Source organism: Methanonatronarchaeum thermophilum (genome assembly GCF_002153915.1).
In the GTDB taxonomy this organism is placed as follows: Archaea; Halobacteriota; Methanonatronarchaeia; order Methanonatronarchaeales; family Methanonatronarchaeaceae; genus Methanonatronarchaeum; species Methanonatronarchaeum thermophilum.
Window position 1 is genome coordinate 37,978 of record NZ_MRZU01000002.1, and the last position, 15,247, is coordinate 53,224.

Annotated in this window: 15 protein-coding genes; 8 read left to right on the top strand and 7 right to left on the bottom strand. The window is 38.6% G+C overall.

The window, feature by feature from the left end; all coding sequences use genetic code 11:
• Nucleotides 1-5 precede the first annotated feature (5 nt).
• The 7 genes from AMET1_RS00230 (at nucleotide 6) to AMET1_RS00260 (ending at nucleotide 5,515) form a co-directional block, all read left to right on the top strand.
• Nucleotides 6-1,319, top strand: a complete 1,314-nt coding sequence (locus AMET1_RS00230; RefSeq protein WP_086636643.1) for a signal recognition particle protein Srp54 — start codon at nucleotides 6-8, stop codon at nucleotides 1,317-1,319.
• Nucleotide 1,320: 1 nt separating this feature from the next.
• The gene (locus AMET1_RS00235; protein ID WP_086636481.1) at nucleotides 1,321-2,670 is read left to right on the top strand and encodes a tRNA pseudouridine(54/55) synthase Pus10; all 1,350 of its coding nucleotides are present in this window, start codon (nucleotides 1,321-1,323) and stop codon (nucleotides 2,668-2,670) included.
• A 102-nt stretch (nucleotides 2,671-2,772) separates the two neighbouring features.
• Nucleotides 2,773-3,069: a 50S ribosomal protein L21e gene (locus AMET1_RS00240; RefSeq protein WP_086636482.1), complete on the top strand. Its 297-nt coding sequence runs from the start codon at nucleotides 2,773-2,775 to the stop codon at nucleotides 3,067-3,069.
• 5 nt (nucleotides 3,070-3,074) lie between these two features.
• On the top strand, nucleotides 3,075-3,422 hold the full coding sequence (locus AMET1_RS00245; protein ID WP_086636483.1) for an RNA polymerase Rpb4 family protein: 348 nt from the start codon (nucleotides 3,075-3,077) through the stop codon (nucleotides 3,420-3,422).
• Nucleotides 3,423-3,498: 76 nt separating this feature from the next.
• Nucleotides 3,499-4,071: a DUF655 domain-containing protein gene (locus AMET1_RS00250; protein WP_086636484.1), complete on the top strand. Its 573-nt coding sequence runs from the start codon at nucleotides 3,499-3,501 to the stop codon at nucleotides 4,069-4,071.
• Nucleotides 4,072-4,090: 19 nt separating this feature from the next.
• Nucleotides 4,091-4,921, top strand: a complete 831-nt coding sequence (gene rsmA / locus AMET1_RS00255) for a 16S rRNA (adenine(1518)-N(6)/adenine(1519)-N(6))-dimethyltransferase RsmA (protein ID WP_086636485.1) — start codon at nucleotides 4,091-4,093, stop codon at nucleotides 4,919-4,921.
• A gap of 9 nt (nucleotides 4,922-4,930) precedes the next feature.
• On the top strand, nucleotides 4,931-5,515 hold the full coding sequence (locus tag AMET1_RS00260; protein ID WP_086636486.1) for a HemK2/MTQ2 family protein methyltransferase: 585 nt from the start codon (nucleotides 4,931-4,933) through the stop codon (nucleotides 5,513-5,515).
• Nucleotides 5,516-5,645: 130 nt separating this feature from the next.
• On the opposite strand, the gene dnaJ is transcribed toward AMET1_RS00260, so the two are convergent.
• The 3 genes from dnaJ to AMET1_RS00275 are packed head-to-tail and all read right to left on the bottom strand — an operon-like array spanning nucleotide 5,646 to nucleotide 9,225.
• Nucleotides 5,646-6,746 (bottom strand): molecular chaperone DnaJ, encoded by a 1,101-nt coding sequence (gene dnaJ / locus AMET1_RS00265; protein ID WP_143406774.1) that lies wholly within the window; start codon nucleotides 6,744-6,746, stop codon nucleotides 5,646-5,648.
• A gap of 60 nt (nucleotides 6,747-6,806) precedes the next feature.
• Nucleotides 6,807-8,681, bottom strand: coding sequence for a molecular chaperone DnaK (gene dnaK / locus AMET1_RS00270; RefSeq protein WP_201721213.1), 1,875 nt, complete (start codon nucleotides 8,679-8,681; stop codon nucleotides 6,807-6,809).
• A complete protein-coding gene (locus tag AMET1_RS00275) occupies nucleotides 8,671-9,225 on the bottom strand; it encodes a nucleotide exchange factor GrpE (RefSeq protein ID WP_086636489.1) in 555 nt (184 codons plus the stop codon). The genes dnaK and AMET1_RS00275 overlap by 11 nt, the downstream gene beginning before the upstream one ends.
• Before the next feature lie 332 nt (nucleotides 9,226-9,557).
• On the opposite strand from AMET1_RS00275, the gene AMET1_RS00280 reads away from it, so the two are divergent.
• A complete protein-coding gene (locus AMET1_RS00280) occupies nucleotides 9,558-10,751 on the top strand; it encodes a hypothetical protein (protein WP_143406775.1) in 1,194 nt (397 codons plus the stop codon).
• Nucleotides 10,752-10,991: 240 nt separating this feature from the next.
• Here AMET1_RS00280 and AMET1_RS00285 read toward each other — a convergent pair whose 3' ends face one another.
• The 4 genes from AMET1_RS00285 to AMET1_RS00300 all read right to left on the bottom strand — a co-directional run bounded on the left by AMET1_RS00285 (nucleotide 10,992) and on the right by AMET1_RS00300 (nucleotide 15,159).
• Nucleotides 10,992-11,693 carry a protein-L-isoaspartate O-methyltransferase gene (locus AMET1_RS00285; RefSeq protein ID WP_201721214.1) on the bottom strand — a complete coding sequence of 234 codons (702 nt, stop codon included), beginning with the start codon at nucleotides 11,691-11,693 and terminating at the stop codon, nucleotides 10,992-10,994.
• 227 nt (nucleotides 11,694-11,920) lie between these two features.
• On the bottom strand, nucleotides 11,921-12,997 hold the full coding sequence (locus AMET1_RS00290) for a formate--phosphoribosylaminoimidazolecarboxamide ligase (protein ID WP_086636492.1): 1,077 nt from the start codon (nucleotides 12,995-12,997) through the stop codon (nucleotides 11,921-11,923).
• 7 nt (nucleotides 12,998-13,004) lie between these two features.
• Entirely contained in the window at nucleotides 13,005-14,099 is a 1,095-nt protein-coding gene (locus tag AMET1_RS00295; protein WP_086636493.1) for a formate--phosphoribosylaminoimidazolecarboxamide ligase family protein, read from the bottom strand.
• A gap of 16 nt (nucleotides 14,100-14,115) precedes the next feature.
• Nucleotides 14,116-15,159 (bottom strand): phosphoribosylaminoimidazolesuccinocarboxamide synthase, encoded by a 1,044-nt coding sequence (locus AMET1_RS00300; RefSeq protein ID WP_086636644.1) that lies wholly within the window; start codon nucleotides 15,157-15,159, stop codon nucleotides 14,116-14,118.
• Nucleotides 15,160-15,247 lie beyond the last annotated feature (88 nt).

The following is a 15,247-nucleotide window of genomic DNA, read 5'->3' on the forward strand; positions in this document are numbered from 1 at the left end:
TAATATTGGTCTTAGATAACCTTGGTGGCTCCCTAAAAAAGAGCATAAGAAACATAGTTGGTAAGGGCAGAATAAGTGAAAAAGACGTAAAAGAACTAAACAAAGAGATACAGAGAGCCCTACTAAAATCCGATGTTGACGTAAGGATGGTTAAAGCGCTCACAGACCGAATAAAAAAGAGAGCGCTTGATGAAAAACCACCTAAGGGAGCTAGTGCAAGAGAGCACATAATAAACATAGTTTATGACGAACTCGTCAACATAGTAGGTAAAGGAACAGAGATTCCAGTCGAAGAACAAGACATAATGTTGGTAGGGCTTCAAGGATCTGGTAAAACAACCACAGCCGCAAAACTAGCATACTACTTTAAAAACAAAGGCCTGAAAACAGGTGTCATATGCGCAGATACACACCGACCAGGTGCCTACAGCCAGTTAAAAAAACTCTGTGGAGAAGTCAACTGTCTTTTTTATGGAGAACAAGAATCTGAAGATGCAGTTTCAGTTGTCAAAAATGGATTAAAAGAACTGAACAAAACCGAAGTCCGTATAGTGGACACAGCAGGACGCCACTCCCTAGAATCAGACCTAATAACAGAGATGGAAGAAATCGAGGAAACAGTTGGCGCAGACCGCACCTACCTCGTTATAGACGCCTCAATAGGTAAAGGAGTTAAAAAACAAGCAAACGCATTCAACGACGCAATAGGAATAGACGGAGTCATAATAACAAAACTAGACGGAACAGCAAAAGGTGGAGGCGCATTAACCGCCGTATCAGAAACAGACACAAAAATAGCTTTCATAGGTTCCGGAGAAAAATACGAAGAATTTGAGGAGTTCGATCCAGACAGCTTCATATCCCGCCTACTAGGAATGGGAGACATACAAAAACTGATGCACAGAGCCGAAGAACGACTCGACCCCGAAGACATGGACATGGAATCCATGATGAAAGGCGACCTAACACTCAAAGACGTATACCAACAACTCGAATCAATAACAAAACTAGGTCCACTAAAACAGATAATGAGCATGCTGCCAACAGGCCCACAAAAACTACCCGACGACGCACTCGACATAACAAAAGAAAAAATGGAGAAATTCAGAATCATAATGGACTCAATGACAGACGAAGAACTCGAAAAACCACAGGTAATCGGTAGCTCCAGAGTAAAACGAATAGCAAGAGGATCAGGAACCTCAAGAGAAGAAGTAAACGAACTACTGAAATACCACAAAATGATGAAGAAACTAATGAAAAACATGCGAGGCAAAAGACTTCCAATGAACAAAATGATGAAGAAATTCGGTAGATAACATGAAAAACAACAAACAAACAGAAAAACTAAGTCGGCCGGCAAAAAAAGCCCTACAGATACTGACAGACAAAAACCTATGCAACCACTGTCTAGGAAGACAATACGGATTACTACTCAGCGGCACAGACAACAAAACAAGAGGACAGATCCTAAGAAACTACCTCTTGATGCACGGCGACCTAACACTAATGGAAGACGAAAACCCCACAATACTCGAAAAAACCAGTTTAAACAGTAATTTAAGTAAAAAAACACTAGAAAGACGTGGACTCAACCACAAACCGAAAAAACAAAAATGTTGGTTATGCAACAACCTATTCGACGACCTCGATACAACTGTAGACCAGATACTTGAAAAAACCAGCGACATCGAGTTCAATACATTCCTAGTCGGAACAAAACTAACTCCAGAACTAATACAAAAAGAAGAAACAATCTGGGCTGAATATGGGGCAGACTACGCAGAATCCCTTAAATCAGAGATAAACAGAGAGATCGGAAAAAAATTCGAACAAAAAGTAGACGCAGAAGTAGAGTTCAAAACACCAGACATCGTAGCCATAATACACCTAAAAGACAACACAATTGAAATAAACAACAACCCAATATTCATCTACGGTAGATACAGAAAACACGTCAGAGGGATCCCACAAACAGAATGGTACTGTCCAGTCTGCAGAGGCGAAGGATGTATGCGTTGCGATGGAGAAGGCAGTTTATACGAAAAATCAATAGAAAAAACAATAGCAAAACCCATACTAAAACAAACCAAAGGAACCGAAGCCATATTCCATGGCGCAGGAAGAGAAGACGTCGACGTAAAAATGCTCGGCAACGGAAGACCCTTCGTAATGGAGATAAAAAACCCCAAAAAAAGAGAGATAAACCACAAAGAAATCATGGAAACAATAAACCAAAAACACGGAGACAAAATAGAGGTCAAAAAAATCCAGCCAACAAACAGGAACAAAATAAAAGAGATAAAAGAGGCAAGAGCACCCAAATCATACAGAGCAAAAATAAACGCAAAACCCAAAGGCAACAAAATAACAAAACAACAACTAAAAAAAGCACTAAAACAACTAGAAGGACAGACAATAGAACAAGAAACACCACGAAGAATATCCAGAAGACCCGAAAAAACCAGAAAACGCAAAATACTCGAAACAGAACTACTAGAACAAACAAACGAACACTACATAATAAAAATAAAAACAGAAGCCGGAGCCTACGTAAAAGAAATAATCAGTGGAGACAAAGGAAAAACAACACCAAGTCTAGCCGAACTGCTCAAAAAAGATATAAAATGCCTAGAACTAGACGTAATAAACGTACATTACAAAAACTAAACCTAAAAACAAGAAAAACCCCCAAAACACATTTAAAAAATTCTATTTCAAAAAACAATTAATATAATTGTAAAAAATTAAATAACTTAAAAGGTGATTAATATGCCACAAAAATCAAAAGGATTCAGACAAGGAACAAGAAAAAAACTAGCTAAAAAAGAACGAGAAAAAGGAGCAATACCAGTAACCCGATCAATTAGAGAGTTCAAAAAAGACGATAGAGTACACATAATAATAGACCCAAGCATCCAAAAAGGAATGCCACACCCCCGATTCCACGGTAAAACAGGTCGAATAACAGAAAAAAGAGGCCGATCCTACGTAGTAGAAGTAACCGACAACAATGACAAAAAACAACTAACAATACGACCAGAACACCTCAAACCACAGCAAGGGTGATAGATTTGGTTAAAGAGGTGCTTAAAGACAACCCTATAACCATATCAGAAGTAAGCGAGATACTAACAAACGAAATAACCCAACGAAAAGAAGACGAAAAAAGAATCGGTTACGCACAAAGAAGATCCTTCGACCACGTACAGAAATTCTCGAAAACAAACCCAGAACAAGCAAAAAAACTCAGAAAAGAACTACTTGAACACGAAAAAGTAACACCAGAACTAGCAGTCAAACTCACAGACCTAATGCCAAAAGAAAAAAAACAGATACGAGCCATATACGCAAAAGAAAGATTCGCATTAGACACAGAAGTAATAGAACAGATACAAGAGATAATAAATAAATACCGTTAACAACAGACCTATATAAAGAGTTATTAAACAAACAAAACCTAACATAAAAAATGCATTTTATGGGGAAGAAAACGGAATGAAGAAAAATAAAAAAAGAGAAGATTATATCTGGGTCCTGGATTTCCTACCAAGAGGACATGTCGAAGATGACAGGCCAGCATACAAAAAAGAACCAATAATCCAGGGCGTTGGTGAAGAACATTTCACACTACTAGAAATCGTTCCAAAAGAAGGGCAAACCGTAAGCCAATACGACAAAATCTACATAGGTCCTGGAGAAAGAGAAAAAGCAGATTACGTAAAAAAAAGAATCAACTTCAAAGAACTCACAAGAAACGCCCAAACAGAACTACCATACATAATTGAAGAGATAGTTAAAGAAAAAGAAGAAAAATACATAAACGCATTCAACAACGCACAACCAATAACAACCCGACAACACACACTAGAACTCTTCCCCGGCATCGGAAAGAAATTAATGTGGAAAATACTAGACGATAAAGAAGCCGCAGGCAAATTCGAATCATTCGAAGACCTATCAGAAAGAGTAAACGGAATACACCACCCCGAAAGAATAATCGCCAAAAGAATAACACAAGAAATCAAAGACAAAAACCTCAAATACAGGTTGTTCGTTAAAGACAACTAAACACAACCCAACCAATCAAATGGACACCAAAAAAATCCTAAAAAAACACAACATACGGCCCAAAAAAAACTTGGGCCAAAACTTTCTAATCAACAACAAAATCGCCCAGCGACAGGTAAAACACGCAGACATACAGCCAGATGAAAAAATACTTGAAATCGGAGGCGGAGTAGGTACATTAACCCAAGAACTAATCAAAACCCCCGGCAAAATCACAGTCATAGAAAAAGACCCAAAACTACACAAAATACTAAAAAAACGTTTTGGAGAAAAAATAACATTAATTCAAGGCGACGCAATCCAAACTGACTATGGAGAAACCGACAAAGTAGTAGCAAACCTACCATACCAAATATCATCAGAAATAACATTCAAAATACTGAAAAAACCATTCAAAAAGGCAATCCTGATGTACCAAAAAGAGTTCGCAGAAAGAATGACGGCCAAACCAGGAACCAAAGAATACGGAAGACTCACAGTCGGAGTAGACCTATACTCAAACGCAGAAATCCTCGAAAAAATACCACAAACCGCTTTTTATCCACAACCAAAAGTAATGTCAGCACTAGTCAAACTAACACCAAAAAACCCAAAATACACCCCCAAAAACCAAGAATTCTTCCTAGACTTCACAAAAGCAATATTCAGCCAAAGAAGAAAAAAACTAAAAAACGCAATGAAAAACACAAGACACATGCTAAACCCAAAACCAACCAAAAAAACACTCAAACAAACAATAAAAAAACTAGACAAAACCACCGAAAAAAGACCAGAAAAACTAACACCCAGCCAGATCGCAGATTGCTCAAACAAACTATACACAGAAATACAAAAAACAAAAAAACAATAACCAGATAAAATGACATTCAAAAACAAATACAACAAACACACATACCCACCATCAGACGACTCCCTACTCATGGTTGACACAATAAACAAACAAAAAAAGAGATGGAACCACGCACTAGATATGGGTACAGGAACCGGTATAATAGCCTACCACCTATCCAAAAAAACAAACAAAGTAACAGCCATAGACATAAACCCACACGCAATTAAATCAGCACAAAAAAACCTCAAAAACATAAAAAACATAGAAATAAAACAAAGCGATCTATTCAGCCAAATAAAACAAACCAAATACGACCTAATAACATTCAACCCACCATACATACCAATCGAAAAACCCGAACTCAAAAACAGTGAAATAGAAAAAGCCTGGAACGGAGGCAAAACCGGTAGAAAAACAATAAACAAATTCATAACACAATCCAAAAACCACCTAACAAAAAACGGTTCAATCCTACTACTAACATCCTCAATAACCAACCCCAAAAAAATAAAAAACAAAGCAAAAAAACAAGGATTCAAAACCAAAACAATAAACAAAAAAGAAATATTCTTCGAAACCCTCGAAATAATCCAACTAACCCAAAACTCTTAAACCAAAACCAACCACCAACCTACTTTTTAGATATATTTAAAGAGTTTAAACATCCAACTTAATCCAATATACTCTAAAATAATCTAATATAGTTAGAGCCAGGTAGAGTCAGGTTAGTTTATTGTTAGGTTTATAAAGCGTCTTTTATGTTGTCTTTAACAGTTTGGAAGAATCCTTTGTCTGGTTCTTTGTGTTTTCCTTCGTATTGTCGTAGTTCTTGGAGTATCTCTTTTTCTCGTTCTGTTAGGTCGGTGGGTGTTTCAACCACTGCTTTGATGTATAGGTCTCCGTATCCTCTTCTTTGAAGTCTTGGCATTCCTTTTCCTTTTAGTCTGAATACATCTCCGTTTTGTGTTCCGGAGGGTATATCAAGTTGTACATCTCCGTTTAGTGTGGGGATCTTTGCTTTGCTTCCTAATGCGGCATCGGGAAAACCCATTTTTAGAGTGTAGAAGAGGTTTTCATCTCTTCTTTCGAATATTTCGTCTTCTTTTACTTCGACGATGATTATTAGGTGTCCTATTTGGCCTGTGTTATTGTCTTTGTGACCTTTTCCATCTATTTTTAATTTCTGTCCGGTGTTTACGCCTTTCGGGATGTTTATTGATACTTCGTCGTTGATGTAGTGTCGGCCTTCTCCTGAACATTGGGTGCAAGGGTTGTTTATTATTTGGCCTGCGCCTTCGCATTCTGGACATTCGGTTACAACGATTTGGCGTCCAAACATTCCTTCCCGAACGCGTCTTGTTTCACCGGTTCCACGGCATTCATTGCATGTTTGTATAGAGTCTGGGTCTTTTGAGCCTTTTCCGTTACATTCTTTGCATTTGCTGAGTCTCCGGATTGATATGGTTTTTTCTGTTCCATTGTATGCGTCTTCTAAAGATATTTTTATTTTTTTTGCTATATCGAGGTTTCTTTTTCTTCTATCTGAGTTGTTGAATATGTCTCCGAAGAATGAGCTGAATATGTCGTCGAATCCTTGTGTTCTAGCTCTTTGTCTGAAGTCTCCGTTGATTCCGGATTTACCGAACCTATCGTATTTTTGTCTTTTTTCTTGGTCACTTAATACTTGGTAGGCTTCGTTTATTTTTTTAAATTTTTCTTCGTCTGATTCTTCTGATCCTGAGTCGGGATGGTATTTTTTGGCTTTTCGTCTATATGCTTTTTTTATTTCTTTTTGACTTGCTTCTTTGTCGACGCCTAATATTTTGTAGTAGTCTTCTGCCATTCTTATCAACCGTTGAGTTCTCTAGTTGGATAACTAAAAAAAGAGGTTTTTTGATGGAGATTATTTTTCTCCATCGTCACTGTCTACTTCTTCGTAGTCAACATCGACGTATTCACTGCCTGTTTGTGTTTGTTGTTGTCCTGCGGCATGTCCGGCTGCGGCTCCTCCAGCAGCGCCTGCGGCTGCATTCTGGTCGTAGGCTTTTTGACCTATTTTTTGTGATGCTTCCACTAACTTTTCAGTTAGTTTTTCTATTTCCTGGAGTTCGGGGTCGTCTTTACCGATTTCTTTTTCTAGGTCTTCGATTCGTTCATTGATGTCTTTCCGAATGTCTTCATCGACGAGTTCTTCATTTTCGTCCAGTACTTTTTTGGTTCCTCTGATCAATTGTTCGGCCTGGTTTATTGCTTCGATTTTTTCTTTTTTCTTTTCGTCTTCTTCTTTGTATTCTTCAGCTTCTTCTTTCATTCTCTCTATTTCATCTTCGTCCAATCTGGCTTGGTCTTGTATTGTTATCGATTGTTCTTTTCCTGTTCCTTTGTCTTTTGCTGAGACCTGTAGTATTCCATTTGCATCTATTTCGAATGTAACGTCGATTTGTGGAACTCCAGCTTTTGCTGGTGGGATTCCATCGAGGACGAACTGGCCAAGTGATTTGTTGTCTTTTGCCATTGCTCTTTCGCCTTGAAGAACGTGTACTGTTACTGAGGTTTGGTTGTCAACAGCGGTTGTAAATGTCTTTGATTCTTCGGTCGGTATTGTAGTGTTTTTCTCTATTAGTTTGGTGAAAACTCCGCCTTTTGTCTCTATACCGAGGGAGAGTGGTGTTACATCTAGTAGGAGGAGGTCATCTACTTCTCCTGCGAGTGAACCACCTTGTATGGCGGCGCCTAAAGCAACCACTTCGTCTGGATTTATTTTTTTGCTTGGGTCCTTTCCAAAATAGTTTTTTATTTTTTCCCTGACTAATGGAACTCTTGTAGAACCACCCACCAACAGTATGTCATCTATGTCGTTTTTATCCATTCCTGCATCACTTATGCCTTGCTTTGTTAGTTTTATGGTTTTGTCAACGAGGTCTTCGACGAGTTCTTCGAATTTTGCTCTTGTTATCTTGTAATCTATGTTTTTCGCTCCATCTTCATCTTGGTAAACAAATGGAATGTTTATCTGGGTTCTTTTTTTGTTTGAAAGTTCTTTTTTAGCTTCTTCAGCTGCTTCTTTTATTCTCTGCAAAGCCTGTGGTTCTTCCCTCAAATCAACGCCATGTTCATCCATAAATTTATCTGCTATCCAATCTATAACTCTCTCATCGAAGTCGTCACCACCAAGGTGGTTGTCCCCTGAGGTAGCGAGTACTTCAAAAATACCATCATCGAGCTCCAGTATCGATAGGTCGAATGTACCTCCACCGAAATCGTATACCGCGATTGTTTTTTCTTCCGAATCACCAAGGCCGTATGCAAGTGAAGCTGCTGTCGGTTCGTTTATTATTCTCTCTACTTCGAAACCAGCTATCTCACCAGCATCCTTAGTCGCTTGTCTCTGGGCATCTGTAAAGTATGCTGGAACCGTTATAACCGCTTTGTTTATCTCCTGGCCGAGATAGTCTTCGGCATCCATCTTTATTTTCTGTAGAATCATAGCTGATATTTCTTGAGGAGTATATTCTTTATCTTCAAGCTCGACTGTGTACTCCTCACCCATATGGCGTTTAATAGATTTCACTGTGTTCTCTGGATTCATAACTATCTGGTTCTTAGCTGGCTTACCTATAAGCCGTTCTCCATCTTTAAATCCAACGATAGATGGGGTAGTTCGGTCTCCTTCGGCGTTTTCGATTATATCGGCGTCACCACCTTCAACGATGGCCATAGCGGAGTTAGTTGTACCTAAATCTATTCCAAGTATCTTTTCATTACCTTCACTCATCATAATCATCTCCATTAACTTCAGTATCTTCAGAACTTTCTAAACTTGATTCATCTCCATTAGGATTGAATGCAACCCTAACAAGGCTGGGTCTCAAAACCTGTTCTTGATATATATATCCTTCCTGTAGGACATCAACAACCTCACCATCATTATATTCATCTGTTTCAACACGATCTACAGCTTGATGGAGGTTCGGATCAAAGTTTTCCGATTCAATCTCTTTTAACCCACGTTCCTTTAATGAATCGATCAACAAACTATACGTATTTTTAACTCCCTCATAAAAACCGTCATCCCTAACTTCCCCTATCTCTAAAGCAACTTTAAATGAATCAACCGCATCTAGAAGATCTTTTGCAAAATCTATTTCAGCTTTAAAAACCTCATTCTCTATCTTATTATCGGTTCTCTTTTTATAGTTCTCAAAATCGGCTTTAATCCTTTTAACAAGGCTTTCCAACTCCTCCACACGCTCTTCTTTCTCCCTCAACAAATTACATAACTCCTCCCTATCCATCTCATCAAGTGACCTAGATTCATCCATAAATATACCTCCAATCAAAAACTAAACAACAAAATCAATCAATTAACTACCTTAATACAAGCTACAGCATTTCCCTAAAGCAAACGCTATCGAATTCATCTTAGAACCTCACACAACAGCGTTATTTCCTGCAGTTAAAACACACAACAAAATACAATATAGAGTTGTTTCTCCCTCAACAACCTACATCCTATATCCTCTTTAACTTTTTGGATACTTAATTTAAACTCAAAGTTATTTTTTAAATATGGTAAATTTAATGTGAATACCAAGCAAACAAATACCTAGAACAAACCTGAAAACACCATAAAAATAATTCAATGGAACCAACAATGAAAAAACCTCTTTTTATAATCGGAATTCTATTTCTCATGATACTAACAATCGGTGCCGGTACAGCCATCGCTGAAACCACAGACAACGAACTAGGCACTATAAATGGTTCAGTATACCTAGACCAAGAACATGAAAACACATCAATACCTAATATAGATGTAACACTACACGAATATAAACAAAATGATGAACTTAACGAAGTAGACACATACAACACAACAACCAACGAACTCGGTGAATACAATTTTGAAGACCTGAACACAAGCAGGTTCTACCAAATATCCAGTCAACACGACAACATCACATATTCATCAAACATGATCGAATTCGATAACGAAACAAAAACAACAGAAAACCTCACAGTTCACAACTCAACAGACAAAACAGACGACCTAATAATAGCTGGTCAAGGCCATTTAGTAGTGATTGAAAAACCAGATGAAGGCGGACTCAATATCGGTGAAATAATACAGTTCGTCAACGTAGGGGACAAAACATTCAACGGAACATTACTACTCGATATACCACAGCAAGCCGAAATATTGATGACACATCCAGAGATGAAAACCACCGACGAAGGACTTGAACTCAACCAAACTGAAACAATCAAGCCGGGTGAATCATCCCAATTCTTTGTGGAATACAACCTTGATGTAGATATCGATGAATATCAATTTGAAAAAGAGATACTATACGAAACACAACTATTAGCCATACTAACTGAACCTGACACAATAAATTTCGGTGAACGAACAAACCTACTTGAATCAGAACAACCAGTTGATATGGGTGAAACCCAATACAACGCATTAATAGCTGGAGCAAGCGAAGAATACGGAGCTGTATCGATAGGTGACACAGTTATGGTAGACCTTCAAGAAGATAGTGAAATCGGTTTATGGGTATACCTAGTTGTTTTTGGAGTCATCCTAACTTCAATGGTTGTTTACTGGAAAAGAGATGTTTTAACCAGTAAGATAAACAACTCAAAAACCACCGGTAAAACCGATGGTGAAAAAGGAATTCTAGAACAAGAAAAAGAAGAAATCTTCTCTAAAATGGATAAACTCGATAAAGAACATCGAAATGAAGAGATTTCTGACGAAGAGTATCGAGAGAGAATGAAAGAACTTAAAAAACAAGCCGTAGACGTAATGAAAAAAATAGAAGAAAAGGATAAAATAAAATAACCATCAACCCCCCTAAATTCTTTATTTTTACAAAAAAAGAAGTTTCCAGCGGACTACTTCTAGATCAAGCCCAAAACTAACTCTCCATAGCTATCTATATGAAACCTCCAAACAAAAAATAGTGATAGAAACCTCTCAAATGCTCAGTGAACACCTCCACCTAACTTGCTATGCTTGTTAGTAAGTTGTCTTCTCGGCCACTTAGATAAAAAAAGTAATAATAAGTTAATACGGCGAGAGTTATTGCTTAAAGCCATGTTTTCCAATCAAAGGTACGAACGCACATCTACCCCATTCTTCTTGTATCAACTCATTTCCTCTTTTTTTACCTACAACCAATATCTGTGACCTCATATCTCCTACAGGGGCTACGATGATCCCACCATCCTTCAACTGTTCCACCAACGGTTTTGGCAAGGCTGGAGCTCCTGCAGTTAGAAATATCCGGTCGTATGGAGCTTCCTCACCATATCCTTTAGAACCATCCCCAACCACCAAGGATACCTTGTCAATATAACCGGTTTTTTCAAGGTTTTCCCTAGCTTTATCCGCAAGTTCATCTATCCGCTCAATCGATATAACCCTACCATCTTCAAGTAATTCAGCGACTACGGCGGCATTATAACCACTACCACCACCTATTTCAAGAACAAGTTCGTCACCATTTAAATCTAACTTTTCAACCAAAATACCAACCATGTGAGGAGCGCTAATGGTCTGGCCTTCACCGATAGGTAGCGGCCGGTCATTGTAAGAACTTCTCTTTCTATCTTTTGGAACAAACTCATGTCTAGGCACAGTTTTTAATGCCCGTATAACCTTTTCATCCGTGATATGGCCTTTTTCAACAAGCCTTTCAACCAGTTTCTCCCGCCTCTCCTCCATGCTCATCTCACTTCCTCCAGAACGTAACTTGAATATTTTATCTAGAAAACGATTCAAATCCAAACCTCTTAACACCACATAACCAATCTTTTTTTATAGATATAAATGGGTTTTGAGGAAAAAAAGGCAGAATATTTTATGCAGCACCCCATGGTTAAGCCCTAACGAGCTCTCCCTGCTTATCTGTAGAACTGGTTTTTGTGGGTTTATTTCTTTGTTTTGTGTTTTGTTGAGATAAAGTGGGGTTGGTTGGGGGGTGCCCCGGTTTTTGGGTGGTTTTTAGGTTAGGATGTGATTTTGTTTAGTAGGTTTTGTTGGTTTGCTTCTTTTATTTCTTTGGCGATTCTTTTACCCATGTACATGTTTTCGTTGTATTTTAGGTATGCGTATGGGGAGGTTCCGATTCCGACGTTGCTTCCGGCTACGATTCTTGCTGAAATTTCGAATGTGTATATGTCGAGGTTTTCGGTGAAAACGGTTTCTAGGCAGAAGGGCCCTATTATTCCTGGTTTTGCTATTTCGTTTGAGGTTTCTACGACGCGGTCTCCCATCCGTAGTATTTCGGGTATCAGTGATTCTCGAGCTGTTACTGGGATGTTTCCAACTACTGTGTATGTGGGGTCTAATTCGATTTCTAGTTGTTCTTTTGCGGGTATTTTGCCGATGCTGTCAACTGTTGATTCGTATCTTCGGTCCATCCCTATCATTTCTACTTCTTGGTTTACAATTGATCTGAAGTATTGTGGGTAGGCGTTTACTCCGATTATGTATTCTTGGATGTGGACGTTTTTTATGTCTTTTTCTGTTATATGGCCTTTTTCTTTCATTTCCTGTAGTTTTTGGTTGAATGATTCTTCTGTGTTGGCTATGAAATAGCCTTTTCCTCCTTTTGCTCCAGGGAATTTAGCTATCACCGTGTTATCGATTTGGCTGGGTTTGTCGATTACTTTTGGGAGTTTTATTTCTGAGTCTTTTAGCCATTTGTGTTGTTTTTCACGGTCTGTTTCCCATGATAGGAGTTCTCTGTTTCCGAATATGGGTACGTTTATGTCGAATACTTTGTTTCCGAGGTATGCATTGAATGAGCCGTGTGGTATCAGTATTGTGTTTTTTTGTCGGAGTTTTGTTTGGTTTGTTTTTGATAGCATGTCGGCGTATTCGTCTACAACCATTATTTCGTCGGCGACGTCGAATCTTTCGTATGTTATTTTTCTGTCTTTTTGGCAGATGCATAGTGTGTTGAATCCTTGTTCCTTGGCTCCTTTCAGTATGTTTAGGGCTGAGTGGGAGCCTATGGTTCCTATTGTTAGGTTTTCTTGGTCGTATTGTTCGATTGTTTGTAGGATGTCTTTGTTGGTCATTTTAGGATCACGTTGTTATTTTTTCGATTTCGTCTTTTTCGATGGCTGTTTCGATTTCCATCGCTACTCTACGGCCGGGTCCAACGTCTTTCATGTATTTGTATTTCATGTATGGGGATGTTGGTTCGACACATGGACATCCTGGTATTCTTGGGCTTACGTCGAATACGTAGAACTCTAGTTCTTTTGTTACTGCGCCTTGTAGGGCGAACAGACCTATTATTCCTGGTGGGTATTCTTTTTCACATGCTTCTACGAATTTTATTCCTTCTTCGAATATCATCTCGATTTGTGATTCTCTCATTGTTGCGCCCATATGGCCGATCTCTACGTTTTGTGGTGATGCTCCTAATTCAAGTTGTTCATCGGCAGGTAGGTCTAGTACTCCATCTAAATCTGTTTGGATTCTTCTGTCGAAACCTAAGAGGTCTAGTTCTTCTTTAATTGGTGACCAAAAGTAGTTTGCATTGAATTTAGCGCCTTTTACATATTCTTCTATTGTTGCGTCTTCTAGGGCGTCTGCGTCTATTATTCCTTTTTCTATTCGGTCATTTGCTTTTTCGTGGTATTCTTCTGGTGTGTTTGCGTAGAAAAAAGCCCTTTCGATAGATCTTGTTTTCTCTGGAACTTTAACTATGACCGTTCTGTCTATATCGCTTGGTGAATCGAACATTTTGGGTTTTGTTATTCCTGCAGCGTCCAATAAATCGTATTGGTTTCCTTCAATATCTCTTTCTTCTGTTCTAAGCAGGTTTCTGCTTCCAAGTAAAGGGATCTCAAGTTCTTCTTCTATATTATCATATCCCACGTAAACGCTGAAAGACCTGTTTGGAACGAATATCGTGTTGTTTTCCCTCATGAACTCCTGGTTCTCTTCATTGACCATATCTTGAAAGTTATCAAGCACTAAAACCTCATCAAAGAGGTTGGAGTAATGATCGGTATATGTTTTCTCACGTCCTTTCTCACAAACTACAAGCGTTTTGTATCCTTCTTGCTTGGCTCCATGCCCAATCTCTAAAGCTGAATGGGATCCAAGAACCCCTATCGTTATGTCATCACTATAACTGGAAACTATATCATTAATCCTGTTTCTATCCATTTTCTAATTCTCCTAATCAATTATCCACATATGTTTTATAGCGCCCTATCACAGTTTCAAGGGATGGGGAATCAAATAACTCCCTACCTATGAACTCGTTTGCAGCGGATTTATATAGGTTTATGGTTATATCCTTTAGTTCAGGGTCAATAGAAGGTGGTTCCTCTGCATGTTCCCTCCAATCACGGATCCCTTGTTCTTTAGCTGTTTTTTTAGCTTCCTTAACAACCTGATGCCACTCGGTATCCCTATAATAATCTCTAACCACTTGCTTACTCACTTGAACCCCATCATAAGTGAACCTACATTCATCAAGCGTTCCAACAACATCAACAACCATCGGTTCCCTTTCAGGGTCAAAAGCAAGCTCTATCTTACCATCCTCGTTCTTGAACCCAGCATCTTCAGCAGCCTTAGTTATAACTTCATTAACCGTACCTAAAATATCTCTTATCTCAGTTAGTTCTTCTTTACTCAAACCAGCTATCTCACGAGCTATATCCCAACTTATATATCGATCTCTTTCTTCAAGTTTAGTTGAAACATCGAACAACGGACTATCCAAGTCACTTCCTGGTTCAGGAATCTCTTCCAAACCAAAATCACCTGGAGTTATATCACCACGGTCAAAACGCCTGAAAACACTGGATCCTTCTGGAAGTCCATTCCTATATATAACCTCAAGAGGGATCAAGAAGTTGCCCTCACCATTTTCAGCAAACTCTTGATACACAGAGTAGTCATAACCATCCACATATCCAGGCTCAACAACTCGAGTCAAATCAACCTCCATAACATCGGTTGGTTCATCAATCTCTTCAAGCCCAAAAGTTTCGCCATCACGAACCAAACCACGGTAATGTGTTTCAACACCAACCTCCTCAAGCCTTTCAAAACAAAAAGCACCCATAATGCAAAGAGCTGCGCCTTTAGACTCAATCAAATCAGGCATCTCACCCCAATCAAAAACAGAATACCTATCTGAAAAATGAAATCTACCAATCCCCATCTCGTTTTTAGTTGGCTTCTCTAAAACCTCAAGATCTTTTACACTACCCATACCAATTATCTCCATTAAATTATTTCAGAATAATCTTTAATTTTGAGGCCTCAAAATACTTTAGCTAAATATCTCCACAAACACCCAA

Bases quoted from the DNA above. Each gene is read 5' to 3' on its own strand.
- AMET1_RS00235 (WP_086636481.1), top strand. From the start codon at position 1,321: ATGAAAAACAACAAACAAACAGAAAAACTAAGTCGGCCGGCAAAAAAA.
- AMET1_RS00240 (WP_086636482.1), top strand. From the start codon at position 2,773: ATGCCACAAAAATCAAAAGGATTCAGACAAGGAACAAGAAAAAAACTA.
- AMET1_RS00250 (WP_086636484.1), top strand. From the start codon at position 3,499: ATGAAGAAAAATAAAAAAAGAGAAGATTATATCTGGGTCCTGGATTTC.
- rsmA (WP_086636485.1), top strand. From the start codon at position 4,091: ATGGACACCAAAAAAATCCTAAAAAAACACAACATACGGCCCAAAAAA.
- AMET1_RS00260 (WP_086636486.1), top strand. From the start codon at position 4,931: ATGACATTCAAAAACAAATACAACAAACACACATACCCACCATCAGAC.
- dnaJ (WP_143406774.1), bottom strand. From the start codon at position 6,746: ATGGCAGAAGACTACTACAAAATATTAGGCGTCGACAAAGAAGCAAGT.
- dnaK (WP_201721213.1), bottom strand. From the start codon at position 8,681: ATGATGAGTGAAGGTAATGAAAAGATACTTGGAATAGATTTAGGTACA.
- AMET1_RS00275 (WP_086636489.1), bottom strand. From the start codon at position 9,225: ATGGATGAATCTAGGTCACTTGATGAGATGGATAGGGAGGAGTTATGT.
- AMET1_RS00280 (WP_143406775.1), top strand. From the start codon at position 9,558: ATGAAAAAACCTCTTTTTATAATCGGAATTCTATTTCTCATGATACTA.
- AMET1_RS00290 (WP_086636492.1), bottom strand. From the start codon at position 12,997: ATGACCAACAAAGACATCCTACAAACAATCGAACAATACGACCAAGAA.
- AMET1_RS00295 (WP_086636493.1), bottom strand. From the start codon at position 14,099: ATGGATAGAAACAGGATTAATGATATAGTTTCCAGTTATAGTGATGAC.
- AMET1_RS00300 (WP_086636644.1), bottom strand. From the start codon at position 15,159: ATGGGTAGTGTAAAAGATCTTGAGGTTTTAGAGAAGCCAACTAAAAAC.